Raw genomic sequence first — 25525 nt, 5'->3', positions numbered from 1 at the left:
ACACAACTCTCTAGATCGCTTCCAGCTTGGCGTACCCCAGCATCAGCCATTTGCTGCCTTCGCTGAAGTTCACCTGGACCCTGGCCTGGGCGCCGGCGCCTTCGAAATTGAGGATCACGCCGTCGCCGAATACCGAATGGCGCACGGTCTGGCCTAGGCTGAAGCCGGTCTCCGGGATATCGCTGCCGCCGAACAGGCTGCTGGTGCCTTGCGACTGGCTGCCACCGAATGGTCGACTGACACTGTTGGACAACCGGACTTCCTGGATCAGGCCCTTCGGTACTTCGCGTACGAAACGCGACACCTTGTTGTAGGTTTCGCTGCCGTACAGGCGTCGGGTTTCGGCGTAAGTCAGCACCAGGTTCTGCATGGCCCGGGTGATGCCCACGTAGGCCAGGCGCCGCTCTTCTTCCAGGCGCCCCGGTTCTTCCAGGCTCATTTTGTGCGGGAAGAGGCCTTCTTCCATGCCCACCAGAAAGACGTAGGGGAATTCCAGGCCCTTGGCGCTGTGCAAAGTCATCAGTTGGATGCTGTCTTCATGCTCGTCGGCCTGGGTATCGCCCGCCTCCAGGGAAGCATGGCCCAGGAAGGCCGACAACGGCGACAGGTCGGCGTCTTCTTCGGTGTTCTCGAAGTTGCGCGCGGCGCTGACCAGTTCCTCGAGGTTTTCCACCCGGGCCTGGCCTTTCTCGCCTTTTTCCGCCTCGTGGTAGGCAATCAGCCCGGACTGCTCGATAACGGTCTGGGTCATCAGGTGCAGCGGCATCTCTGCGCACTTGGCCGCCAGGTCGTCTATCAGCTCCATGAAGGCCTTCAGGGCGCCGGCGGCGCGGCCGGTCACGCCTTTGTTGGCCACCAGCTGGCGCATGGCTTCCCACATGGATACGTGGCTATGGCGGGCGTGTTCGCGAATCGCCTCGACGGTCTTTTCGCCGATGCCACGGGTCGGCACGTTGATCACCCGCTCCAGGGCGGCATCGTTGCCGCGGCCCTCCAGCAGGCGCAGGTAGGCCATGGCGTTCTTGATTTCGGCTCGTTCGAAGAAGCGTTGGCCGCCATAGATCCGGTAGGGGATCCGTTCGCGCAACAGGGCTTCTTCCAGGACCCGGGATTGGGCGTTGGAGCGATACAGGATGGCGATGTCGCTGCGGGAGAGGCCGGTCTTCAGCGCGCTCTGGATGGTTTCCACCACATAGCGGGCTTCATCGTGTTCGTTGAACGCGGCGTACAGGTTGATCGCTTCGCCTTCATTGCCGTCGGTCCACAGCTCCTTGCCCAGGCGCCCGGTATTGTGGGCGATCAGTGCGTTGGCAGCCTTGAGGATACCGGCGGTCGAGCGATAGTTCTGTTCGAGGCGGATGACCTCGGCGTCGGGGAAGTCCGCTGAATACTGGTGGATATTCTCGATCTTGGCGCCGCGCCAGCCATAGATCGACTGGTCGTCGTCGCCCACCACCATCAGGCTGTCGCCGCCCTTGGCCAGCAGGCGCAACCAGGCGTACTGCACGGCGTTGGTGTCCTGGAATTCGTCCACCAGGACATGCCTGAAGCGCTTCTGGTAATGCTCCAGCAGGCCCGGATGATCGCGCCACAGGTCCAGAGCCCGCAGCAGCAGCTCGGAAAAATCGATGACGCCGGCCCGTTGGCATGCCGCCTCGTAGGCTTCATAGATGCCGCGCATGGTCGCCAGGAACAGGTCGCCACTGGCCTGGATATGCTGTGGTCGCAGGCCTTCGTCTTTCTGACCGTTGATGAACCATTGGGCCTGGCGGGCGGGCCAGCGCTGTTCGTCCAGGCCCAGCTCGCGGATCACCCGCTTGACCAGCCGCTGCTGGTCGTCGCTGTCGAGGATCTGGAAGGTCTGGCTCAGGCCGGCTTCCTGCCAGTGCGCCCGCAGCAAGCGGTGCGCCAGGCCGTGGAACGTGCCGACCCACATGCCGGCCGGGTTGATGCCCATCAACTGCTCGATGCGATGACGCATCTCGGCAGCGGCCTTGTTGGTAAAGGTCACCGACAGGATCGAATGAGGCGAGGCGTTCTCGACCTGGATCAACCAGGCGATACGGTGCACCAGCACTCGGGTCTTGCCGGAGCCGGCACCGGCCAGGACCAACTGACGGCCCACGGAGGCGGCTACGGCCTGGCGTTGGGCGTCGTTGAGGGAGTTCAGCAGAAGGGAGAGATCATCGCGCATCGGGGCATTCTAGGGCGCGGCGTCACCCCGGGCAAACCAAGCTTTGCAGCAACCGATAAAAGACCGGTCGGGGATGACCGGTCAGTCATGGTGCAGGAGCGTTGCCAGGCCTCGTGCGCAGCGTTCGAGGAACGTCGCAATGGCGAATTTTTTGCGTATTTTTATGAGCCTCGGCAGTGTGGGATAAGCCCGGGCTTGTGTATGCTCGGTGCTCTTTCGGGTTCTCCGTGCCCCTGTGATAAGAACAAGAACAGTGCCTATGACCCTCAATTCCGATCTGGCGGGCCCTTGTGTGGAACCGCGGGTCATTCGCAAGCAGTACGCCACGGAGATGGCGGTAGAGCGTACACGGTTGCTGTACCAGGGCTCGCTGCTGCCAACCTTGTTCATGCTGGTCAACGGCCTGGTCTGCGCGGCGCTGTTGTGGGATCCGTCACGCTATGTCCTGGTCAGCGTCTGGCTGGTGTGGCTGTTGTCCCTGGTGGCGCTGAGGGTGATCCAGGTGGCTGCCTTCGATTCGGCGATCCCGGGCCGCCAGGCGCATCCCATCTGGCTGCGGATGTTTTTGCTGGGCTCGGCGATGACCGGCCTGACGCTGGCCATTGCCGGCATCGCCCTGGCCCCGACCGACAACTTCCAGCAACAGGCCTGGGTGTTCGGCCTGATCGGCGCGGCCACCCTGTCGGCCAGTGTCGCCTATGCGGTGAGCCTTCCCGCCTATCTGTCTTTTACCTTGCCCTGCCTGCTGCCGGCGATCGGTTTCCTGTTCTGGGGCGACGACCAGCAGCAGCACGGATGGGGCTGGCTCGGCCTGGCTGTTCTGGTATCGCTGAGCGTGGTGGCCTGGCAGGTCAATCGACTGATGCAGAACGGCATGCTGCGACGTTTCCAGAATCAGGCATTGATCGAACATCTGCAGCAGACACAGATTCGTAGCGCGCAGCTCAACGAGGCGTTGGCCAGGGAAGTCGAACAGCGTCGTCTCGCCGAAGAGCGGTTGCGCGCCGCCCAGGTTGGCCTCGAGGCGCGCGTGGCCCAGCGCAGCCTTGAACTGGAGGTGGCCAGCCAGGCCCTGAGCAAGAGCGAGGCGCGCCTGGCCTTGGCCCTCAAGGCGAGCGAGCTGGGGTTGTGGGACTGGAACCTGCAGACCGACGAAGTCCACCATACCCAGCTCAAGGAGTTGTTCGGGCTGGAGCGCGAATACGTCACGGCGATGCTCAGCCATCTCACGCCCCGCCTGCATCCACAAGATCTGCCAGCGCTCAAGCGAGCCCTGATCGAGCATCTGAAGGGCCGTAGCGAGGACTACCAGATCGAATATCGCATTCGCCACAGCGACGGGCACTGGGTGTGGATCGAAGATCGCGGGCGGGCCGTGGAACGCAGCGCCAGCGGCCGGGTGTTGCGGATGGTCGGCACTCGACGAAACATCAGCGCCAGCAAAGAGCTGGAACAGCAGCGGCAATTGGCTGCTACGGTGTTCGAGGCCGCCAGCGAAGGCATCGTGATTTTCGATCCCAACTACGCACTGCTGGCCGCCAACCAGGCATTCACCCGGGTCACCGGGTTCAATATCGATGACATGCTGGGTTGCAACGTGGTGGATCTTCCGTGCAGTCGGGACGCCCGGCGGCACTATCCGGTCATTCGCCAGGCCCTCAAGGCGCACGGCACCTGGCAGGGCGAACTGGTCGAGGCTCGGGCCAACGGCGAGCTGTACCCGCAATGGCTGCAACTGAACGTCGTGCGCGATGTACGAGGAAATGTCAGTCATATTGTGGGCTTCTTCGCCGATCTTTCGGCGAGGCGCGAATCCGAAGAGCGGATGCGCTACCTCACCCACTATGATGAACTGACGGGGCTGGCGAACCGGTCGCTGTTCCGCGAGCGGTTGCATGAAGCCCACCAGCGTGTGCGACAGGGAGGGCGGCGCAGCCTTGCATTGCTGCATATCGACCTGGATCGCTTCAAGTTGCTCAACGACAGCCTGGGGCATGACATTGCCGACCAGTTGCTACAGAAAATGGCCCGGCGCCTGATCAACGCGTTGCCCGAGGCCGACACCATCGCCCGACTGTCCGGCGATGAGTTCGGGGTGCTGTTCGATGCCTACGGCAATCTTTCCAGCCTGGCCCGGGTGGCGACCCGCCTGTCCGCCAAGTTGCGCCTGCCGCTGACCATCGAAGGCCATGAGCTGGTGGTCAGCGCCTCCATCGGCATCAGCCTGCTACCCGATAACGCGCGTGAAGTCGCCACCCTGGTCAGCCAGGCAAACATGGCCATGCAACATGCCAAACACCTGGGAGGCAACAATTTCCAGTTTTTCACCGACAGCCTCCAAGCCAGTACGCTGGAGCGGCTGCAGCTGGAAAACCAACTGCGCAAGGCCCTGGAAGAACAGCAATTGAAGGTGTTCTACCAACCCAAGCTGTGCCTGGCGACCGGTCGTCTGAACGCCGCCGAAGCCTTGGTGCGCTGGGATCATCCGACCATGGGCCGGGTACCGCCGGGGGAGTTCATCGGCCTGGCCGAAGAGACCGGGTTGATCGGGCCGATTGGCGAGTTCGTGTTGCGCCAGGCCTGCTGGCAGGCGTGCGAATGGCAGCGCCAGGGGCTTTCGCCTATCAGGGTCTCGGTCAATCTGTCGGTGCATCAGTTGCGCCAGGGCAAGTTGGTCAGCCTCGTGCGGCAAGTGCTGGAAGAAACCGGCCTGGCCCCTCATTGCCTGGAATTGGAACTGACCGAGAGCCAGTTGCTCGACAGCGTCGAACACATCATCGCCACCTTCCAGCAACTGCGAGACCTGGGGGTCAAGCTGGCGATCGACGATTTCGGCACCGGCTATTCCTCGCTGAGCTACCTCAAGCGTATCCCGGTGGATTACGTGAAGATCGACCAGGCGTTCATTCGTGGGCTGGAAGAGGGTGGCGAGGATGCTGCGATCACCCGGGCGATCATCGCCATGGCCCATGGCCTGTCGCTCAAGGTGGTGGCCGAGGGTGTCGAGCACCAGGGCCAGCTGGCGTTCCTGAAGGCTGAACAGTGCGATGAAGTGCAGGGCTACCTCATCAGCCGTCCGCTCGAGTCCCAAGGCCTGGCCGCGTTGTTGCGCGACAAGCCGGGCGATTCATGGCTCACCTCTGCTACATGACGCGCATGCGGCATGGAATCGGGCGATCGAGTTACGTATCGGGCGGGCAAAAAGGCAATTCATGTAGTATAACTACAAGCTTGGCTACATCACTGCTGCATCCGGCATCTGCCAATAACGCCGCCAATAACAAGAGTCCAGTCCCTTGAACCTGTTGCAACACATCGCCCAGTCACGCCACCTGCTGCGCAAATCGGAACTGAAAGTCGCCGATCACGTACTGCTCGATCCTGCGGCCGTGATGCACAGCTCCATGGCTGACCTTGCCCACAGCGTCGGCATCAGCGAGCCGACCATCGTGCGGTTCTGCCGCGCCATCGGTTGCTCGGGTTTCCAGGACTTGAAGCTCAAGCTGGCGCAAAGCCTGGCGGCCGGCGCAAGCTTCGGTCAGTTTGCGATCCATGAGGACGACTCGGTTGCCGACTACAGCCTGAAGATCTTCGACACCACCTTGCATACGCTGATGGAGGTTCGCGAGAAGCTCGACCCGGTGGCCTTGCAAAAAGCCGTGACGGCCATGTCCCAGGCCCAGCGCGTCGAATTCTATGGCTTCGGCGCTTCGGGCGCCGTGGCGGCCGATGCCCAACACAAGTTTTTCCGCCTGCTGCTCACTGCGGCAGCCTATTCCGACCCGCACATGCAGGCGATGTCGGCGGTCACGTTGAAACCCACCGATGTGGCGATCTGCATTTCCCAGTCGGGGCGCTCCAAGGACCTGCTGATCACCGCCAACCTGGTGCGCGAAAGCGGTGCCTCGCTGATCACCCTGTGCCCGAGCCAGACGCCATTGGCCGAGCTCTCGACAGTGAACCTGGCCATCGACGTGCACGAAGACACTGAAATCTACACACCGCTGACCTCGCGTATCGCGCACCTGGTGGTCATCGATGTGCTGGCGATGGGGGTTGCCATGGCGCGCGGCCCGAGCCTGGTCAACCACCTCAAGAGCGTCAAGCGCAGCCTTCGCAGCCTGCGGCTGTCGCCCAAGTCGGTCAAGGCACTGGACGACTGAGCCAATCATCAAGGCAAGCGCCGTTGTGGCGATGGGACAAGTCTCCTCGCCACAGGCTCAACCCTCCCCAAGATCCCATCGCTCGAATTCATCGTTCTGTAACCCACGCGCCGCCAAAACGTCATCCCAAGCCTTCATCTTGAAACTCCCGTATACGTCTTGGGAGTCTCGACATGACCCAGTCCTACGAAGAACGCAGCGCCGTCAAAACCCGTCGCCAGCAGGAAGACCAACGCCGCATGGCGTTCCGTCGTGCGATCGAAGACCGCTTCGAACAGCGCCAGCTCCTGGCCGAAATCAGCGAATTTCCTGACGCGACAGAATTCAACTACTGGCAGGCAACGCCGGTGGCTTCCCGTCGAAACGCTCAACCAGGCCAATGATCTGGGCGCGCTCACCGCGAACGAACGCCAGGAAGGCGTGGGCCACCGGTGACAAACGCTTCGCCCTGGCCTGCACCAGGCACCAGCTTCGGTAGAGCGGCAACTCTTCCACCGGCAGCTCGATGAGTGCGCCGGACGACAATTCCCGGCTCACGGCGTGGCGCGTCAACAACGCCACGCCCAGCCCCGCCACTACGCATTCGCGTTGGGCTTCGGCCGAGGCCACTTCCAGCGTCTGGGTGAAATGCACCCGCTTTTCCTTGAAATATTCCTCGCAGGCCAGCCGCGTTCCCGACCCGGGTTCGCGCAGCAACAGTGTGTAGGGCTCCAGGTCCTGCAGGCGCAATGCCCCCATGTGACACAGTGGGTGATCCGGCGGCGCCACGGCCACGATCGGATTATTGAGAAACGGCAGGAACTCAAGCCCCATGTCCTGGGGCACCATGGACATGATCACCAGGTCATCGCGGTTGTCCGAAAGCCGCCGGATCACTTGTCCGCGATTGACCACAGTAAGGTTCAGGTTGACCTCCGGATGCTGGCGCTTGAACGCGGCGAACAGGTGCGGCACGAAATATTTCGCGCTGGATTCCACCGCCAGTTTCAATTGCCCCTGCAGCGAGCCCTGCATGTCCGAAAGCTGCATATCGAGGTTCTCCAGGCGCCCGAAGATATCCCGGCTGGCGCGTTGGAGGGCTTCGGCGGCTTCGGTCATGTAGAGTTTTTTCCCGACATACTCGAACAACGGCTGGCCAATCAGCTCTTCAAGGGATCGAATCTGTAGGCTAACGGCTGGTTGCGTGAGAGACATTTCCTCGGCAGCACGGCTGTAGGACCTCAGGTCGCACACTTCATTGAAAATTTGCAGTTGACGCAAAGTCATACGCATCAATGACTTACGCATTTTTCACTCACCTTGGTCCGATCCCGACAACGCAACTATAAGTCTTGGCTTATGCGTGACCCAATAAATATTCATTTTTGTTAATCCCCGCCCGGTACTAGTGTGGAGCTGCGACCAATTGTTACATCTGGTCACGCGTCGGCCTGAACGTCCAGGCCGTGGTATCACCGGCTCAAGGGAACCTCCAATTGATAACAAAGATCCTGATCGCCAACCGCGGTGAGATTGCCGTCCGAATCGTGCGCGCCTGCGCCGAGATGGGCATTCGCTCGGTCGCGGTCTACTCCGACGCGGACCGCCATGCCTTGCATGTCAAGCGCGCGGACGAGGCCCACAGCATCGGCGCCGATCCGCTGGCCGGTTATCTCAACCCGCGCAAGCTGGTGAACCTCGCCGTGGAGACCGGCTGCGATGCCTTGCATCCCGGTTATGGCTTCCTTTCGGAAAACGCCGAACTGGCGGATATCTGCGCCGAACGAGGTATCAAGTTCATTGGTCCGGCAGCTGAAGTCATTCGACGCATGGGCGACAAGACCGAAGCGCGTCGCAGCATGATCAAGGCCGGCGTGCCGGTTACCCCAGGCACCGAGGGCAACGTTTCGGGTATCGAGGAGGCGTTGGCCGAGGGCGACCGGATCGGATACCCGGTGATGCTCAAGGCAACGTCCGGCGGCGGTGGCCGCGGTATTCGTCGTTGCAACAGCCGCGAAGAACTCGAACAGGCCTTCCCTCGCGTTATCTCCGAAGCCACCAAGGCGTTCGGTTCGGCGGAAGTGTTCCTGGAAAAATGCATCGTCAACCCCAAGCACATCGAAGCGCAGATCCTGGGGGACAGTTTCGGCAACGTGGTGCATCTGTTCGAGCGGGACTGCTCGATCCAGCGTCGCAACCAGAAGCTGATCGAAATCGCTCCCAGCCCACAGCTGACGCCCGAGCAGCGTGCCTACATCGGCGATCTGTCGGTGCGTGCCGCCAAGGCCGTGGGCTATGAAAACGCTGGCACCGTGGAGTTCCTGCTCGCCGAGGGCGAGGTGTACTTCATGGAAATGAACACCCGGGTTCAGGTGGAGCACACCATCACCGAAGAAATCACCGGGATCGATATTGTCCGCGAGCAGATTCGCATCGCCTCCGGCCTACCGCTGTCGGTCAAGCAGGAAGACATCCAGCACCGTGGATTCGCCCTGCAGTTCCGGATCAACGCCGAGGACCCGAAGAACAATTTCCTGCCCAGCTTCGGCAAGATCACTCGTTATTACGCGCCTGGCGGTCCCGGCGTGCGTACCGACACGGCGATCTACACCGGCTACACCATTCCGCCGTTCTACGATTCGATGTGCCTGAAACTGGTGGTCTGGGCGTTGACCTGGGAAGAAGCCATGGACCGTGGCCTGCGGGCCCTGGACGACATGCGCCTGCAAGGGGTCAAGACCACCGCGGCGTATTACCAGGAAATCCTGCGCAACCCCGAATTCCGTAGCGGTCAGTTCAATACCAGCTTCGTCGAAAGCCATCCTGAATTGACCAACTACTCGATCAAGCGCAAACCCGAAGAGCTGGCCCTGGCCATCGCTGCCGCCATTGCCGCCCACGCAGGCCTGTAAGGAATCATGACAATGTCCAAGAAGATCCACGTAACCGACACTATCCTGCGCGACGCTCACCAATCGCTGCTTGCCACCCGCATGCGCACCGAAGACATGCTGCCTATCTGCGACAAGCTCGACAAAGTCGGCTATTGGTCGCTGGAAGTCTGGGGCGGCGCGACCTTCGATGCCTGCGTGCGTTTCCTGAAGGAAGATCCGTGGGAGCGCCTGCGCCAACTGCGTGCCGCACTGCCCAACACTCGCCTGCAAATGCTGCTGCGCGGCCAGAACCTGCTGGGTTATCGCCATTACAGCGACGACGTGGTCAAGGCGTTCGTGGCCAAGGCCGCCGTCAACGGCATCGACGTATTCCGGATTTTCGACGCGATGAACGACGTGCGTAACCTGCGCGTCGCCATCGAGGCCGTGAAGGCCGCCGGCAAGCATGCCCAGGGCACCATCGCCTACACCACCAGCCCGGTGCATACCATCGAGGCGTTCGTGGCCCAGGCCAAGCAGATGGAAGCCATGGGTTGCGATTCGGTGGCGATCAAGGACATGGCCGGTTTGCTGACCCCGTATGCCACAGGCGAGTTGGTCAAGGCGTTGAAGGCCGAGCAATCGCTGCCGGTATTCATCCACTCCCACGACACCGCCGGCCTGGCCGCGATGTGCCAGCTCAAGGCCGTCGAGAACGGCGCCGATCACATCGACACCGCCATTTCCAGCTTCGCCTGGGGCACCAGCCATCCAGGTACGGAATCGATGGTCGCGGCTCTCAAGGGCAGCGAGTTCGACACCGGCCTGGACCTGGAACTGCTGCAGGAAATCGGTCTGTATTTCTATGCCGTGCGCAAGAAATACCATCAGTTCGAAAGTGAATTCACGGCGGTGGACACCCGTGTCCAGGTCAACCAGGTGCCCGGCGGGATGATTTCCAACCTGGCCAACCAGTTGAAAGAGCAGGGCGCGCTGAACCGCATGAACGAAGTGCTGGCGGAAATCCCGCGAGTACGCGAAGACCTCGGCTTCCCGCCGCTGGTGACTCCGACCTCGCAGATCGTCGGCACCCAGGCGTTCTTCAACGTACTGGCCGGTGAGCGCTACAAGACCATCACCAACGAAGTGAAGCTCTACCTGCAAGGCGGTTACGGCAAGGCGCCGGGCCAGGTGAACGAAAAACTGCGTCGCCAGGCCATTGGCAGCGAAGAGGTGATCGACGTGCGTCCGGCCGATCTGCTCAAGCCGGAAATGACCAAGTTGCGTGGCGAGATCGGCGCGTTGGCCAAGTCCGAAGAGGACGTGCTGACCTACGCCATGTTCCCGGACATCGGTCGCAAGTTCCTCGAAGAGCGCGAAGCCGGCACCCTGACGCCAGAGGTGTTGCTGCCGATCCCTGAGGCGGGCGGCGTGAGCGCGGCGGCGGGTGAGGGTGTGCCAACGGAATTCGTCATTGACGTCCACGGCGAAACCTACCGCGTCGACATCACCGGCGTGGGCGTCAAGGCCGAAGGCAAGCGTCACTTCTACCTGTCCATCGACGGTATGCCGGAAGAGGTCGTGTTCGAGCCCCTCAATGAATTCGTCGGAGGTGGCAGCAGCAAGCGCAAGCAAGCCACTGCGCCGGGCCACGTCAGCACCACCATGCCGGGCAACATCGTCGACGTGCTGGTCAAGGAAGGCGACGTAGTGAAGGCCGGTCAGGCCGTGCTGATCACCGAAGCCATGAAGATGGAGACCGAAGTGCAGGCCGCCATCGCCGGCAAGGTCACGGCCATTCATGTGGCCAAGGGCGACCGGGTCAATCCGGGCGAGATCCTGATCGAGATCGAAGGCTGAGCGAACAGCCTCGATACAACCGTTTAACCTCGGGGGGGCATGTGCTCCCCTTTTTTTTCGAAAGCCAGGTCACCGGGAGGGTGAAGCCAATTCGCCAAGGCGATGGTGCGACCGACATGCGTGCAGGCGGCTCCACCGCTGTTGCGAGCAGGCCTTTCTCACAGGAAGGCACCGAGGCGATCAGAACATCATTCGCCACTGCCCCATCAAGGCGTGACTGCGGTTGTCGTTGCCCGTTTCACCGCTGTAACCCAATCCCAACGTGTGGCGTGGCGAAACAGCCAGGTCCAGCCCGGCTTCCACCAACAGGCTGTCCCGGTCCAGGTCGGATCCTTGCACCGTATAGGTTCTGCCTCCCTTCACCAGGCTCTGGCGGGCGCTGCCTCTGACATCGCCGTAGAGGTGTCTCCAGCCGACATTCAAGCGAGGGGTCAATTGCGTGCCCTGGTCAAAAGCCAAGGCCGTGGCGAGGCGCAGGCCCAGGGTACTGCTGTAATGGTCCTCGGTCTGGCGATCGACCCTCAGCGCCGAGTCGCCGCCCTTTTCCGTGTAGCGGTCGCGTTGATAGCGCTGATAATCCAGCTGGGCATAGGGTTCAAGATCGTAACGGCCGAGGTCGAAGCGATAGCCGAGTTGCCCGAAGACCTGTTGCGTGCTGGCATCGTAGCGGCCCTTGAGATGATCGTTGAAACCATTGAACACCACATGGCGCTTGGTGCTGCCGTCATGATCGCCATGAACGGCGCCCAGGCGCAGTGCCATCGGTCCGTCCTGGCGCCAGGCGTAAGCGCCCAGGTACCAACTGTCGAGGCCTGCGTCGAGTCGGTGACCGTCCAGCTGTGTCCGGGTCTTGCTGCCCATCATGCCCAGGCGCCATTCAGGGCTGATCGCCCAATCGGTCCCCAGCATCAGGCCCTTTGTGGAATGCTTCAGCGCATCGCTCCCCAATTGCCTGCTGACTGTGCCGCCATGGCCGATGGCCTGGATCCAGACCTGACCGTCGACAGGCCGCTGGCCCATGGCGGACAGCATCCCGGCGCTGATTGGCGCGATGCTGTTCAACGTGGCATTGGCCAGGTTAGCGGTAGTCTGGCCGGCCAGTTGCTCGATGGCATCGGCCGCCACGATTCTGTTGCTTCCAAGCAGCGCGTTGACCGCGGCGTTGGGTGTTCTGGCCGGTGGGGTGACTCGTAGCGCAGCGGCGGGTTTGGAAGGCATGGTGGGCGCATTCGGCTTGGTGGCAACCGCTTTGGCGAGGGCGAGTGTCTCCACGGGCTTGGGCTCTGGTGGCTCGACCGGTTGTGGTTCTTCGATGCTGGCCGCCAATTGCTTCCCGTTGTCGGAAGTTGCGGCGGTCTCGAGGAGGGTGTCGTTGCGGACGTAGGTCAGGCCAACCTGAGTGTCGGTGTAATGCGCAGTGGCCGTCATGAATGGGAGGTTGTCGATGACCGTACCAAACTCACCCACGACGTTGCCCGCACGAATGACGGTATGTTCACTGGAGGAAAGGCTGTCGGCCGGTACGGCGACGATTGTCAGGGTCGAATCATTCAGCGTCGCGGTGCCTTCGACCTGGATCGAGGCACTGCCTCCATTGGCGTCGATGCCATAGACCAACTCGGCGCTTCTCGACAGTTCGAGATTGCCCGTAATCGAGGGGGCGCCGACATCCGGGCCTACCTCCCACCGTCCCGCCATCGTCAGGAAATCCACGGTTCCGTTGCCGCTGAAACTGGCCGCTTCATGTACATGTACTCCGCCATGCGCGGTGCCTGAATGGGTCATGCGACCCCCTGGCTCGACCATCACGCCATTGGCCACGGCGCCCTTGTTATCGAATGCACCGAGCACCCCGATCCGTCCGTCGATATGTCCGGTATTGACCAGCGTGGCTTGAGGCTCCACCACACCCCAGCCGGCGAAACGAGCGGTGTGTTCCCATTCGCCCTGGGAGACCTGCAAGGCCTCGAAATTACGGGTCTCCCCCAGGACGGGAAGCTTGGCCAGGTCCAGTCGCAGCATGTTGGTTCCGCCGCCGCCATCCATGGAACCGGGGAACTTCGCGTTTGCGCTGACAATCACCAGGTCGTTCTTGCCTGTCCATTTCGCGTTGCCTTTGCGGGGGACGTTGGCGTTTTGTTTCCTGGTGTCGGCCGCTTCGGCGAAGGCCTCCAGGCGTTGCTGTTGCTCGGCGGTCGTGGGGATATGAGCCGGTTGCTGAGCCATCGAAACATTGGCGCAACCCAGGGTCAGGGCAATTGCCAGGGCCAGGCGTCGGGGAAGATATGAGTGTTGGATAGGCATCGAGTACGGCCTCTCAAGGGTGGAGGCCGCACTTTAAAAATTCCAACCTGGCAGCGATGCCGGGCGGATTCCCCGGCATTGGCGGGAGAGAGCAGATCGAACATGTAGGCTGGTCGGGTCGTGCTCAGGTTATCCGCCGCGTTGCCTTCCACGGCTTGTGGCGTTGCCCTACAGTTTCCTCGGACCTGTGCGTTAGACCGTCCAAGAGCCTTTAGCTGCGTTTGAGATACGCCTTCCCATAATGCCGCTCCATCCGCGCCTGGATCAGTTCCAACGCAATGGACATCAACCAATAGATAATCGCCGCCGTCGTCAGCATCTCGATATAGCGATAGCTGGAACGACCATAGGACTGTGCCAGGAACATGACTTCCCAGACCCCCATCACCGAGATCAGGGATGAATCCTTGAGCATGGAGATGAACTGGTTGGTGGTGGGCGGGATGATGGTGCGCATGGCCTGGGGCAGGGTGACCCGCCAGAAGATCACGGTTTCGCCCATGCCCAGGGCCAGCGAGGCTTCGCGCTGACCATGAGGAACGCCGAGGATGCCGGCGCGGAAGATTTCGCTCAGGTAGGCGCCGTAGTTCAGCGACAGGGCGATCACCCCGGCGGCGATGGCACCCGGCACCACGCCCAATTGGGGCAGGCCGAGGTAGATCAACAGGATCTGGATCAGCAGGGGGGTGCCGCGGAAGAACGATGCGTAGAAGCTGGCGATGCCGAACGCCACGGCGCTGCTGGACAACCTTGCCAGGGCCGCGGCGAAGCCCAGCAAGGACGAAGCGACGATCGAACACAGGCACAGGAACAGGGTCAGTGCCGCGCCTTGCAGGAAGCCGTTGGGCGCCAGATGCAGGCCGATCAGGTTCGGCAGCTTGTCCAGGATGATGGAGAACTTCAGGTCGAAGGTCAGGAAAAAGCTCGCGAACAGCACCAGCATGGCTGCCCAGGTCAGGTACAGCCGTGTGCGGAAACCGAAGATTTTCTTCAGGCGCGACTCAGCCACCGGTTGCGGTGGCTGAGAAGAGGGCGGGAAAGAGGTCATTGGGTGATGTCGGCGCCAATCCATTTCTGCGAGAGTCTGCTCAAGGTGCCGTCCTGTTTCAACTGCGCGAAAACCTCACGCACCTTGCTGTTCCACTGGGCATCGCCCTTTTCGATGGCCACCGAATTCGGCTCGGAATACAGCGGTGCGCCCGCCAGCTTGAAACGTTTGTCTTCGGTCAGGCGCGGCTGGGCGGTCACCAGGTTGGTCAGCACGGCATCCAGCCGTACCCCGGCGCCCAGGCCCAGGTCTTGGAACGCCACGTTGTCGGTGTCGTACGGGGCGATCTGCACGTCGTCGAAGGGATAGCTCAATTGGGTGTCTTCGGCGCCTTCGATCACCAGGTTCTTGTTCAGGTAACTTTCATAGCTGGAGGCGCTGGTCAGACCGACTTTCTTGCCGCTCAGGTCCTTGGCGCCCTGGATGCTGTCGTCCTTGGCATTGACCACGATAACCGCGGGCGAGGCGTAATACTGCACCGGGAAATCGAACACCTCGGCGCGGGCCTTGCTCGGGGTCATGGAGCAGATGCAGATGTCGTAGCGTCCGCTCCAGTGGCCGGCGGCGATCACGTCCCAGGAAGGCGTTTCCAGGCGCAGCTTCACGCCCAGTTTCTGCGCCACGGCCTTGGCCACGTCCACGTCGAACCCGTCGAGCTGGTTCTGGTCGTTCAGAAACGAGAAGGGCGGGTAGCTTTCCATCAGGACGCCGACCAGTTCTTTCTTCTGTTCGATGCGATCGAGCGTGGCTCCGGCGAGCGCTTGCGACGAAGCGGCCAGCAGAATAAGGCCCAGGGCCAGCAATGGTTGTCGTTTCATGTGGAGTCCCTGGTAGAAAAAAGTTGTGACAAATCGAAGAGTGCGTATTAAATAGTTATAAGAACGACTCCGGTAGTGAGTTATTTTCATAAGCTTATGAGTGAATCGAATATGGGCGCAGCAACCACAGTCATTCTCGACGGCGGCATGGGCCGCGAATTGCAACGTCGTGGCGCACCGTTCCGTCAGCCCGAATGGTCGGCGCTGGCCCTGAGCGAAGCGCCCGAGGCGGTGGAAGCGGTGCACGCGGCCTATATCGCCAGCGGCGCGGACGTCATCACCAGCAACAGCTACGCGGTGGTGCCGTTTCATATTGGCGAGGCGCGTTTCGCCGCCGAGGGCCAGGCACTGGCGGCGCTGGCCGGGGAACTGGCGCGGCGGGCGGTGCAGGCTTCCGGCAAAGCGGTACGGGTGGCCGGTTCATTGCCGCCGCTGTTCGGTTCCTACCGCCCCGACCTGTTCGACGCCTCGCGCGCCACTGAACTGCTCGCCCCTCTGGTGGCCGGCCTGGCCCCGCATGTCGATCTATGGCTGGCTGAAACCCAGAGCTCGACGGTCGAAGCCAAGGCGATCCATGCCGGCCTGCCCCGGGACGGCAAGCCGTTCTGGCTGTCGTTTACCTTGAAGGATGAGGACACCGACGAAGTGCCGCGCCTGCGCTCCGGCGAACCAGTGGCGGACGCGGCGGCGGTCGCGGCCGAGCTGGGCGTCGAAACACTGCTGTTCAACTGCAGCCAGCCGGAAGTGATCGGCGCGGCCATTGATGCGGCGCGAGACACCTTCGAGCGTCTGGGGGTGAAGATCCACATCGGTGCCTACGCCAACGCCTTCCCGCCGCAACCGAAGGAAGCGACGGCCAACGACGGGCTGGATCCGCTGCGTGAAGACCTCGATCCACCGGGGTACCTGCAGTGGGCGGCTGACTGGCAGAAGCGCGGGGCCAGCCATTTGGGCGGCTGCTGCGGGATCGGGCCGGAGCATATTGCGGTGTTGGCGCAACAGCTAGGTTAAAACGCATGACGGTTTTATCGTTCCCACGCTCTGCGTGGGAATGCATCCCATGACGCTCTGCGTCACCTTCCAGAAGCGGAACGCGGAGCGTCCCTAGCGCCATTCCCACGCGGGAGCGTGGGAACGATCAATCCGCGCTAGCCGGTCCACGACTTTGTTCCATGAGCCCTTGCTCCCGCGCCACAGTTCGGAGGACATCCCGGCTTACGCTTTTCTCCGAGCCCGCCAGCCATCCCTATACATATGTATGTCATTTCCGGTCGAACGGCGCGATAGGGTCCCAGCCCTCATCACAACCGGGACACCTCAATGTCTGTCTTTTCTGAACATGAACCTGGCGCGTCGGCGTCTCTTCCTGCCGCGCGCCTGAAGCCCATCAGCCTGCTAGCCAACGGCGCTCGCTTTCAACCGCATGTATTCGCCGATCAATGGCTAGGTCAATGGGGCCTCACCGGCGATGCGCAGGTCAACGTCACGTATCAAGAAGTCGAGACCATCGACTCGGCCGCCGCCACCCAGAGCACCTCGGTGCCTTTGCGTGACGCCGTGACCCAAGGCTTTCTGATCGCCCATCAAAGCCGCGGATCTTCCTCTGGCCATTCGCCGCGTGAAGGTTGGATTTACCCCCACATCAGTCACATGTCCCTGGACTTCTCGGCACTGCGGGTCAACGGCAAGACCCTTGCGCCAGACGTTTTGCAACAATTGCGCGCCGGCATTGCGCCCGGCTATCAGGGCATCGGTCAGCCCGTCATTACTGAGGTGGATGCCCAGGGCAATGTGCTCGGTGCCCGTGAAAAAGAACAGGTCAGGCAATTGGCGTTGCTGGACACCAATCAGGTGAAACTGGCGCGCTTGTTTGCCGCTCTTCCAACGTTCGACTCGGTGCTCAAGAATCTGCTGGCCAGCCGGATCAAGGCGAAGATCCCGGAGAAAAAATTCCGTGGATCGCTGCTTCAAGACATCGATCCGGATCACTGGTATGTGAATCACTTTACCGTGGACGCGGCGGGCGGCCGTTCATTGACCTCGTCGCAGCGTTTTTCCGACGTGATGTTGGACTGCCTGATGACGGATACACCGCCCACTTACTCGGTCGGTAGCGTGGGGTTTTTCAGTCGCCCAGACTCGGTGGAGGAGGTCGACAGCATTTTTGCCGGCCCGCTGGATGCGAAAACGGCAGCGACCCTGGAGGCCGTGTTCTATATCGCCCAGCCCACCGGGAATGAAGAATTGAAACAGCAGTGGCGCGACGATCTCATCCGCTTTCGTAACAGCAGCGGCGCAGACGTTCTCGATACGCCAACCCCGGCGTCCACCACGCACGCGGCACTTGCTCATCTGCTGTCCCGACGTTTTTTGCACTTGTTCGACCTGTACAGGATCGATCGCGATCCAGGCACCCAATCAAGCCCGGACGCCCGAACCCGGCAGGCTGAGGAAGATCGCCTGTTGGATCTCATCACCACCCACCCTTCCATGGCCGATAGAAACCGCTTGCTGCGGGCCCCCATTCCCCATGTCTACGCCGTCATGCTCGATATGGGCTGCGCCGCGCCCCGGAAATGGTCGGCGGCGATGGTGATCAAACGGACCGATAAACCCTATCTGTTCCTTTACTCCCTGGAAGGCGGAATACAGCGATTCGGTTCTGTCCAAGACCTGATCAATAAAGTGAGTCCGATCTACGAAGGGCAGAAGCGTGCGATCCGGGATATCTCCTCTGAATTGTCCGGGCCTGTGTTTGAAGTGGCGGCAGACGACTTGCTGCAGGTTCAAAGCGCTGCCCTGGAAAGGTATTTGAAGACTGCGCAAAACGAGACGGTCGCTTTGACGGCGTTTGCCCTGAGCGCTGAAGATGCGCTGGACTTGCCCATGTTGTCGCTGGCCGGGCCGCTGGCGGTCCGTCAGGAAATCCTGGTTGAAAACAGTCGCGGTGATTTCTATAAAACCGCCACGCGTTTGGAGAAGTCGACCTATCGCAGCCTGGAAACGCAGGTCTTGGAGGCGGCCTATCAATTAGGCCGTAGCGATATCCAGACCTTGTTGCAGTTCACCCGCCAGAAGGTCAAAGAGTACCTGCAAAAAACCGTGCACCCCGGCATCGATGCCGATCCGGACCAGAGCCTGGTCACGTTCTTCTATGGCAAACGCGCCAACCCAAGGCAGTCGCGCAGCGCCAGTCTGACCCAACTGTTGCTCGACAACCTGCGCCCGGCTCAATACCCGAACGGCATGCGCGAAGTGTTGAGCGCTTACCTGGTCGATGAGGACGGCCAACGCATCCGGAATCCGGCCAACGGTTATTTCGTCACGTTGACGGGGCGCGAACTGGCGCGGATGGTGACGAGCATCGATGCCGGTGGCAGCTATCAAGCCATGCTCAAGGAGGCGATGCACAAACCGGAATACAAAAAGGCCTGGCAAAGCGCGTACCTCGCCAATCTGAAATTCAAAGCCTTCGAGGCCTCGCTCAAGGGCGACGACGTATTCAAGGCCGTCCTGATCGATAAGGCTTTCAATCCTCCAAAACTGGCAAAGAAGCTCGCCCTATGGCTCGACGCCGTCCTGCGCTCGCCATCAGCCGAACGTCGCGCACCGGTCATGGGGCGCACGGTTCACGTCTACGGTCTTTTGCTGGGTGGCAGCATGGCGGCGGGCGGGCAGCAGGCCAGGCAGAGCAATGCGACCAGCATCGATGGCGCGCTGATCTTTTCCGATCAGGCGGGGCCGGATATCAAGGGCACCGTCGGCGTTTATTTCCCGGATGCGCCCAAGGGGGAGGACTTTCATGAGTTTGCCGATCTCAGCGATGGCATTGCGCAGCTGTTGCCCCGTGAGGATTGGCAAGAATATTTCCGGGCGCGCATTTCCACCAGCAACCCGGTTGAGATCAAGCGGACATTGGGGCAGCAGGGTGGTCGTCCGTTGATTCGCGGCGCGTTGATCACCGGCGACCTGTTTGAGGCGCTGCATCGGGCGCACGTGCACTTTCACAGCGCCCATGCCGATCACCGTTCCAACAGCAACCGGGATGTTCGCCATCAAACCTATGGCCGGTTCGGGCAGATGGTGATCGAGATTGTCCTGGAACTGGCCGGCCTGTTCCTGGCGCCCGGTATCCAGATGCTCAAGAGCGCCATCAAGACCGGTTTGCTGATATTCAGAACCGGGGCCATTCCTCTGAACCTCAAGACCTTGGCGCTGGTGCACGCCGTAGCGAACCACGGTGGATGGCGCTTGTCCGCAGGCGTGGCGGTGCCCACGCGAAGCCAGTCGTTTTTCCGCGCGGTGACGGCGCGCCAGAGTCCGGAGGAGGCGCAGACCGGACTGCGGTTGGACAGCGCGATCTACGGCCGTTACGCCGTGGCGGATACCTCGGTTATACGGGGCCTGGCAGCCGACACCCGGGGCTTCTATCGTGGGACGGTCAGCGACGTGGCGACAGGTCGCGTGATAGCCCGCCCCGTGTACGTACGCCAACCCGATGGCACGGTGTTCCGCGTGCACGACGCGACGAGACTGAACGCGACCGATGCCATTCTGGTCGACCCGATAACGGGATTGAGCCTGCGCTCCAGTGGGGTGATGAGAAGTACCGTGGCGCGGACGTCCGATGGCGAATGGCGTGCCGTAGGATTTGGCCGGGGCGGTGGAAAACGGCCGGGGGATTTGAACCCCCAGCCAGGCCCTTCGAAACCCAAGAAAGCGGCCATCTCGTCTACCGCGCTTTCCTCGTTGGTGCGAACGCCAGGCCGTTGGAACAACCAGCTCATGGACTTGGTTCCGTCAATCATGACGCGTCTGCGAAGTTGGCCACAAAACCGCAGCTTGCTGATTCTCAACGAACAGACACCTGAGCATGTCTGGTCGGTGCGCTTTACCCCCGGCCAAGACGAAACCATCTATCCGGCAAGCAACCATCCGGACAGGACCGACACCGATGTGGTCCTGAGCCGACCGACCCAGACCCATTACAGCCTGGTGTTGGGGGAGGAGGTCGTGGAGATCCCTGCCGACGGCGATTGTTTCTTCAATGCCGTCACCCGTGGGCTGAATGAAGGACAGGCCCAGGAAACGTTCTCCATGCAAGGCTTGCGAAATGAAGTGGCCGACTATATCGATCAGCATCCACAGATCGAACAATACGTGGCACCGCCGCCCACTGGGACACAAGAGGCGCTCTTCGAGAATGCGTCTTCGCTGGACAACCTGTTGGGTTCGGCGGCGGTGCTCGATCTCACCCGGATCGTCTATGGCGCGCCCAACCCGCATCGCCTGTTCCAACCCACCTTGCGCTACCTGGAGTTGCATGCGAACAGTGCGGTGGGTATGGCACTCACGGCCAATCCAGCCTCCAGATTGCCAACCGAAATCCTCCAACAAGTCGGACGCCTATTGTCGCAGCGGCCGCCGGCGAAATTGGCAGCCAGCGTTTATGCGCCATATTCCGGGGAAGAGCGACAAACCATGCAGCAACTGTTCGAGGACCTCTTGGTGGGGCCCGTTGAGCCTGCACTGATCCAGAAACTGCTTGATGACAAGTACCTGCTGATGACCCCTGACGTGGCCCATATCCTGCTGGAGTACGGCGTGACCGCAAGGCAACTGGTCAATTACCATCCCAATAACAGTTCGGCTTATGTCCTGTATGACGAAGCGCTGCACGGGCATCTGGACGAAGACCAGCTTGAAGCTCTGCTCGATGGGGCCTACTTGGTCAATAGCGATGATCTGGATGATGCCAAGAGTCTGTTGAATGCCGATTCTGGCAAGTACATCAGTGATACTTCGGAGCTGTTCGATCATTTCATTTACACGGACAGGGCCGATAGGACTGTCAACTTGTTCAAGACCGCTCTCGGGCGTTTTCCCGTCTTGCTGAGGCGGGCGAATTTTCTGTTCAGGTCGCCGATCATCGCGCATAACCTGGGCGGTTTGTTGCGGGTCGGCGAAGTGGCCCGGTGGCTACGTAACCCGGCCTTGTCCGATAGGCGTTTCCAGCTTCTTGCGGAGTATGCGAGCACCCGCTACAGCGAATTGCAGCGCACCGAAAGCATTGATGTCGACTGGATGCAGTTGTTTGACGACCGGAACCTGGAGAATATCGTCGTGCATCAAGAAGAGCTGGCGGATTTCCTGGTGTTCCTGGGGGGCGCGTGGGGCAACATCATGGACAACGACATTCCTGCGGTCGCAAAACTGTTCAGCTTTGCGGGGCAGCCGCCGTCCAACGCCAGGGTTGCCCTGTTGTTCGAGACCCCGAATCTGTGGAGCTCTCTGCAGAAACTCCGAAAGGATTACGCCAGCCAGATCTGGGCCGACCTGATCGGGCCGCACTTCAGCGACGCCACCATCCGAAAGACACTGGCCGAACCCCGGGCACTGAATTCCGAGCTGCATCTTGCCCTTGCCTTGAGAAGCAGCCTTGCCCCGGACGAATTCCGCGCGAATCAGATTATCCAGCGGCTGCTGTCCATCGGCCAGCGTCGGGCCCAGCAGTACCTCTACAACTTTGATTTCCCGACCGATCGCCTGGGCCATAGTCGCCTGGATTTTGCCGTGTATGTGGAAAGCCACCTGACCATCCCGGACTGGGCCTGGCAGTACGCAAGACGCGGGGTTACCGCCGATTCGCTCAAGCAGATCGGCGAGGTGAAGCCCAAGCCTGAGTGAATCATGTATTCACCGCCAATCCCTGTGGGAGCGGGCTTGCCCGCGAAAGCGTCGGATCAGCCTGCATTGGTGCTGAATGGGTCGACGGCTTCGCGGGCAAGCCCGCTCCCACGTTGGGTCCTTGGCGTTCACAAATGCTGCGCCCGGCACTGCGCCAAGCTGCGCACCTGCCCACCCTCGTGCAGATTCTCCTCGCTCAACCAACGCTCGAACCCCGCGCCAATGGCGGGCCATTCCGAGTCGAGCATCGAGTACCAGGCCGTATCGCGGTTCTGTCCCTTGACCACCATGTGCTGGCGGAACACCCCTTCGAAGGTGAAGCCCAGCCGTTCGGCGGCGTACCTGGAGCGGGCGTTGGCGTTGTTGCATTTCCATTCCAGCCGACGATAACCCAGGGCAAATGCCTCCTTCGCCAGCAGGTAGACCGCCTCGGTACTCTTCGGCGAGCGTTGCATCGACGCGCCGAAGGTTACGTGGCCGATCTCGATGCGGCCCTGGGCCGGAACGATGGACATCAGGCTGAGAATGCCTTGCACGTCGCCACTGGCCCGGTCGATCACGGTGAAGAAGTACGGATCGATGTTGCTGGCGTGATTCTCTAGCCAGGCATCGAAAGCCTTGCGCTCCGTGAAAGGGCCGTAAGGCAGGTAGTCCCAGAGTTTCGGGTCGGCACCGGGGCCTTCCAGGGCTTGCCACAGGCCATCGGCATGACGCGCCGGGTCAAGTTTTTCCAGGCGGATGAAACGTCCTTCGATCAACTGGGTGAACGGTGCCGGGACACCTTTCCAGTCGGCGAGTGAAATCGGCATGCGGTGCTCCTCAAAGGGCTTTGCGAAATTGGATGAAGCCTGGGCGTTCGGCGACGCGCTCATACAGCCGGATCGCTGTCGCGTTGGTTTCGTGGGTCAGCCAATGCACCTTGCAGCAACCGTCGGCCTTCGCCGTGGCGTAGACGAACTCGATGAGTTGCCGACCGACCCCGGTGCCCCGGCACTGCTGCGTGACGAGCAGGTCTTGCAGGTAGCAGGAGTTTTCGATGCTCCAGTTCGAACGATGGTAGATGAAGTGCACCAGGCCCACCGCCGTGTCGCCGTCCCAGGCGAGCGCGCCATGGGTCGGCTCGCGGTTGTCGAGCAGCCGCTGCCAGGTACTTTCGCTTACCGCCTCCGGCAGTTTGGTGTCGTAGAACCGCAGGTAGGCCTGCCACAACGGCAGCCACGCGGCATGATCGTCAGCGGTGACGAGGCGGATCCTGGTTTGGCTCATGTTCACTCCTCGGTTGTTGGAGCAGGCATCAGGCGCGAGAGCGCCTGGTCCTGAGGATCTGGGCTGGCGGCGAGCCCGTTGCGTACCCCGGCGACATCGGCGGGGCCGCGGTTCTGGCTGAGCTTGCGTTTACCTTCCAGGCGCTGGATCGGCAGGGCGAAGCCGACGATTGCCTTGAGCATGCCGTCGATATACTCAGGCGGTGCGTCATCGACTGTCCATGGCTGGGCGCGACCGCTTTCGTGGCGGTCGGTGAGGGCGCTCACCAGGTTGCGCAGGCGATGGGCGTCGGTGAAGACTTCGGCGCTGCCGTAGGCATGTACGGCCAGGTAGTTCCAGGTCGGCACGACTTTGCCGTGCTCGGCTTTGCCGGGGTAGAAAGCGGGGCTGACATAGGCATCGCCACCGGCGAAAACCACCAGCGCCTCGGCACCGGCCTGCAGATCGCGCCACTGTGGGTTGGCCCGGGCCAGGTGCCCGTACAGGGTGCCATGGGGGCCTTGTCGTGGCTCCAGCAACAGGGGCAGGTGACTGGCCTGCAGGCCGTGCTTCCCCTGGGTGATCAAGACGGCCAGGCGGCAGTCGTCGATCATCTGCTGGAGCTGGGGCAGGTCTTGCACGGCAAAGGCTTTAGGGTTGTACATGACATTTTCCTTGGCGAATGCCCACATCCTAGGCAGGCTATTGGTCTGTTGTAAGAGCCACTTTCAACCAATTCAGTAGGACCATTTTCGGGTGCTGTCATGACCAATGCCGTGCCACCGCTGTCCTTCAATCCCGCTGGAATCGAGCTGGATCGCCGCCAGGGACTCAGCCGCCAGCTCTATCAGGCTTTGCGCTCGCGGGTACTGGACGGGCGCCTGGCCGGTGGCACCCGCCTGCCCGCCAGCCGTGACCTGGCGACGGCACTGTCTATTTCCCGCAACAGTGTGGTGCGGGCCTACGATCAGCTCTATGCGGAGGGTTTCATAGAAGGGCGGGTCGGTGATGGCACTTACGTAGCGACTCTGTCATCCGCGACGCTGCCCATCAAAAACATATCCACAAAAGTGTCCACAGGCATATCAACAGGCTTACCCACAGGTTTATCCACAAAAGTCGCTCCGGACTGGTTGGATTTACCGGTGGCCCCCGCCAGTAAAGTTATCCACAGCGACGCCTTGGCGCGTGTCGAAAAACATCACCTGAACCCGCCTCCCAGCGGTCCGCCCCGAGCGTTCAGGGTCGGCGTACCGGCCTTCGATCTGTTCCCATTCGACATCTGGGCCAAGCTGAACGCCGCTTTCTGGCGCAAGCCGGATCTGCAGCAGTTGTGTTATGGCGACTCACAAGGCGATGCACGCCTGCGGGCCCTTATCGCCGCTTACCTGCGTAGTTCTCGTGGTTTGCACTGCACGGCTGAGCAAATTGTGATCACCAGCGGCGCCCAGCAGGGCATCAGTCTTTGTGCACAGCTGCTGGTGGATCCTGGGGACATAGTGGCAGTGGAAAATCCGGGCTATCGCGCCGCCGGGCATGCGTTTTCCGTGGCGGGCGCCGATGTGCGAGGGGTGTCCGTGGACAACGACGGGCTCGATTGCGCGGCGCTGGAGGGGTTGAGCCATTGTCGGTTGGCCTATGTCACACCGTCCCATCAGTATCCGCTTGGTGTGGTCATGAGCCTTGCTCGACGGCTGGAACTGCTGGCCTGGGCCGAACGCAACGATAGCTGGATCGTCGAAGACGACTATGACGGCGAATACCGCTACAGCGGTGCGCCGCTGGCGCCCTTGGCTGCGCTGGATCGCCAGGGCCGGGTGCTTTATGTCGGGACGTTCGGCAAAGTCGCGTTCCCGGCCTTGCGCCTGGGCTACCTGGTATTGCCTCCGGGCCTGGTGGATGCGTTTGCCCGTCGTCGCGCCGTGGATGTGCGCCACTCGGAAGTCAGCACCCAGGCGGTGATGGCCGAGTTCATGGCCGCCGGGCATTTCCAGCGGCACATCCGGCGCATGCGCCGGGCCGCACTGGCACGACGCGATGCGATGCTGGCCGGTTGGCCGAAAGCTGTCGCCGGCGTGGGGCCGCTGCCGACAGTGGTGGCGGGGTTGCATGTCACGGTGCCGGTGGACAGCGTCGAGCGTGAGCGGGAGCTGATCGTCCAGGCGACCCGGATTGGCGTCGAGATCAATGGCTTGAGCAGCTATTGGCTGCCCGCCACGCAGCCTCCCCTGGTGCGCGCCGGGCTGGTGCTGGGGTTCGCGGCCGTCCCGCCAGCGGCCATCGGTGCCGCGCTGACGAGCCTGGCAAAGGCATGGGGCGCCGGGGATTGAACACCGGGCATCGACGGATGCCCG

At 61.6% G+C, this 25525-nt stretch carries 16 protein-coding genes; 8 read left to right on the top strand and 8 right to left on the bottom strand.

Translation table 11 applies throughout. The features are described 5' to 3' along the window. Positions 1 to 10: 10 nt before the first annotated feature. Complete coding sequence (uvrD, locus tag BLP99_RS13100) at positions 11 to 2194, bottom strand: DNA helicase II (RefSeq protein ID WP_072397314.1); 2184 nt, start codon at positions 2192 to 2194, stop codon at positions 11 to 13. Between the two features lie 259 nt (positions 2195 to 2453). On the opposite strand from uvrD, the gene BLP99_RS13095 reads away from it, so the two are divergent. From BLP99_RS13095 to BLP99_RS13085, 3 genes are all read left to right on the top strand, one after another. Then, on the top strand, positions 2454 to 5345 hold the full coding sequence (locus BLP99_RS13095; RefSeq protein ID WP_072397312.1) for a putative bifunctional diguanylate cyclase/phosphodiesterase: 2892 nt from the start codon (positions 2454 to 2456) through the stop codon (positions 5343 to 5345). 145 nt (positions 5346 to 5490) lie between these two features. Beyond that, positions 5491 to 6357, top strand: coding sequence for a transcriptional regulator HexR (hexR, locus tag BLP99_RS13090; RefSeq protein ID WP_003187110.1), 867 nt, complete (start codon positions 5491 to 5493; stop codon positions 6355 to 6357). A gap of 173 nt (positions 6358 to 6530) precedes the next feature. Next, positions 6531 to 6740: a PA3496 family putative envelope integrity protein gene (locus BLP99_RS13085; protein WP_072397311.1), complete on the top strand. Its 210-nt coding sequence runs from the start codon at positions 6531 to 6533 to the stop codon at positions 6738 to 6740. Here BLP99_RS13085 and BLP99_RS13080 read toward each other — a convergent pair. Further along, entirely contained in the window at positions 6682 to 7644 is a 963-nt protein-coding gene (locus tag BLP99_RS13080) for a LysR family transcriptional regulator (RefSeq protein WP_072397309.1), read from the bottom strand. The genes BLP99_RS13085 and BLP99_RS13080 overlap by 59 nt on opposite strands. A 188-nt stretch (positions 7645 to 7832) precedes the next feature. Here BLP99_RS13080 and BLP99_RS13075 point away from each other — a divergent pair, with 188 nt between their 5' ends. Then, positions 7833 to 9248: an acetyl-CoA carboxylase biotin carboxylase subunit gene (locus BLP99_RS13075; RefSeq protein WP_053149054.1), complete on the top strand. Its 1416-nt coding sequence runs from the start codon at positions 7833 to 7835 to the stop codon at positions 9246 to 9248. Positions 9249 to 9260: 12 nt separating this feature from the next. Then, positions 9261 to 11069: a sodium-extruding oxaloacetate decarboxylase subunit alpha gene (gene oadA / locus BLP99_RS13070; RefSeq protein WP_072431354.1), complete on the top strand. Its 1809-nt coding sequence runs from the start codon at positions 9261 to 9263 to the stop codon at positions 11067 to 11069. 180 nt (positions 11070 to 11249) lie between these two features. Here oadA and BLP99_RS13065 read toward each other — a convergent pair whose 3' ends face one another. From BLP99_RS13065 to BLP99_RS13055, 3 genes are all read right to left on the bottom strand, one after another. Next, positions 11250 to 13373 (bottom strand): autotransporter outer membrane beta-barrel domain-containing protein, encoded by a 2124-nt coding sequence (locus BLP99_RS13065; RefSeq protein WP_092180478.1) that lies wholly within the window; start codon positions 13371 to 13373, stop codon positions 11250 to 11252. A gap of 211 nt (positions 13374 to 13584) precedes the next feature. Further along, positions 13585 to 14421, bottom strand: coding sequence for an amino acid ABC transporter permease (locus BLP99_RS13060; protein ID WP_072397296.1), 837 nt, complete (start codon positions 14419 to 14421; stop codon positions 13585 to 13587). After that, positions 14418 to 15239, bottom strand: a complete 822-nt coding sequence (locus BLP99_RS13055) for an ABC transporter substrate-binding protein (protein WP_072397295.1) — start codon at positions 15237 to 15239, stop codon at positions 14418 to 14420. Before BLP99_RS13055 ends, BLP99_RS13060 begins: the two co-directional genes overlap by 4 nt. 111 nt (positions 15240 to 15350) lie before the next feature. On the opposite strand from BLP99_RS13055, the gene BLP99_RS13050 reads away from it, so the two are divergent. Beyond that, positions 15351 to 16250 carry a homocysteine S-methyltransferase family protein gene (locus BLP99_RS13050; RefSeq protein WP_072431357.1) on the top strand — a complete coding sequence of 300 codons (900 nt, stop codon included), beginning with the start codon at positions 15351 to 15353 and terminating at the stop codon, positions 16248 to 16250. A 309-nt stretch (positions 16251 to 16559) separates the two neighbouring features. Further along, positions 16560 to 21926 carry an OTU domain-containing protein gene (locus BLP99_RS13045; protein WP_092180476.1) on the top strand — a complete coding sequence of 1789 codons (5367 nt, stop codon included), beginning with the start codon at positions 16560 to 16562 and terminating at the stop codon, positions 21924 to 21926. Between the two features lie 128 nt (positions 21927 to 22054). On the opposite strand, the gene BLP99_RS13040 is transcribed toward BLP99_RS13045, so the two are convergent. The 3 genes from BLP99_RS13040 to BLP99_RS13030 are packed head-to-tail and all read right to left on the bottom strand — an operon-like array spanning position 22055 to position 23836. Continuing rightward, the gene (locus BLP99_RS13040; protein WP_072397292.1) at positions 22055 to 22735 is read right to left on the bottom strand and encodes a GNAT family N-acetyltransferase; all 681 of its coding nucleotides are present in this window, start codon (positions 22733 to 22735) and stop codon (positions 22055 to 22057) included. Positions 22736 to 22745: 10 nt separating this feature from the next. Continuing rightward, positions 22746 to 23192 (bottom strand): GNAT family N-acetyltransferase, encoded by a 447-nt coding sequence (locus tag BLP99_RS13035; protein ID WP_072397290.1) that lies wholly within the window; start codon positions 23190 to 23192, stop codon positions 22746 to 22748. Positions 23193 to 23194: 2 nt separating this feature from the next. After that, positions 23195 to 23836: an FMN-binding negative transcriptional regulator gene (locus tag BLP99_RS13030; protein WP_092180474.1), complete on the bottom strand. Its 642-nt coding sequence runs from the start codon at positions 23834 to 23836 to the stop codon at positions 23195 to 23197. 99 nt (positions 23837 to 23935) lie between these two features. Here BLP99_RS13030 and pdxR point away from each other — a divergent pair, with 99 nt between their 5' ends. After that, positions 23936 to 25501 carry a MocR-like pyridoxine biosynthesis transcription factor PdxR gene (pdxR, locus tag BLP99_RS13025; RefSeq protein WP_092180472.1) on the top strand — a complete coding sequence of 522 codons (1566 nt, stop codon included), beginning with the start codon at positions 23936 to 23938 and terminating at the stop codon, positions 25499 to 25501. Positions 25502 to 25525: the final 24 nt, after the last annotated feature.

Origin of the sequence: Pseudomonas sp. NFACC32-1, assembly GCF_900101215.1 — a bacterium.
Classification (GTDB): domain Bacteria; phylum Pseudomonadota; class Gammaproteobacteria; order Pseudomonadales; family Pseudomonadaceae; genus Aquipseudomonas.
The sequence above is the reverse complement of the archived record's forward strand: the minus strand, read 5'-3'. Positions and strand labels throughout refer to the sequence as shown.

Bases quoted from the DNA above. Each gene is read 5' to 3' on its own strand.
- uvrD (WP_072397314.1), bottom strand. From the start codon at position 2,194: ATGCGCGATGATCTCTCCCTTCTGCTGAACTCCCTCAACGACGCCCAA.
- BLP99_RS13095 (WP_072397312.1), top strand. From the start codon at position 2,454: ATGACCCTCAATTCCGATCTGGCGGGCCCTTGTGTGGAACCGCGGGTC.
- BLP99_RS13085 (WP_072397311.1), top strand. From the start codon at position 6,531: ATGACCCAGTCCTACGAAGAACGCAGCGCCGTCAAAACCCGTCGCCAG.
- BLP99_RS13080 (WP_072397309.1), bottom strand. From the start codon at position 7,644: ATGCGTAAGTCATTGATGCGTATGACTTTGCGTCAACTGCAAATTTTC.
- oadA (WP_072431354.1), top strand. From the start codon at position 9,261: ATGTCCAAGAAGATCCACGTAACCGACACTATCCTGCGCGACGCTCAC.
- BLP99_RS13065 (WP_092180478.1), bottom strand. From the start codon at position 13,373: ATGCCTATCCAACACTCATATCTTCCCCGACGCCTGGCCCTGGCAATT.
- BLP99_RS13060 (WP_072397296.1), bottom strand. From the start codon at position 14,421: ATGACCTCTTTCCCGCCCTCTTCTCAGCCACCGCAACCGGTGGCTGAG.
- BLP99_RS13055 (WP_072397295.1), bottom strand. From the start codon at position 15,239: ATGAAACGACAACCATTGCTGGCCCTGGGCCTTATTCTGCTGGCCGCT.
- BLP99_RS13050 (WP_072431357.1), top strand. From the start codon at position 15,351: ATGGGCGCAGCAACCACAGTCATTCTCGACGGCGGCATGGGCCGCGAA.
- BLP99_RS13045 (WP_092180476.1), top strand. From the start codon at position 16,560: ATGTCTGTCTTTTCTGAACATGAACCTGGCGCGTCGGCGTCTCTTCCT.
- BLP99_RS13040 (WP_072397292.1), bottom strand. From the start codon at position 22,735: ATGCCGATTTCACTCGCCGACTGGAAAGGTGTCCCGGCACCGTTCACC.
- BLP99_RS13035 (WP_072397290.1), bottom strand. From the start codon at position 23,192: ATGAGCCAAACCAGGATCCGCCTCGTCACCGCTGACGATCATGCCGCG.
- BLP99_RS13030 (WP_092180474.1), bottom strand. From the start codon at position 23,836: ATGTACAACCCTAAAGCCTTTGCCGTGCAAGACCTGCCCCAGCTCCAG.
- pdxR (WP_092180472.1), top strand. From the start codon at position 23,936: ATGACCAATGCCGTGCCACCGCTGTCCTTCAATCCCGCTGGAATCGAG.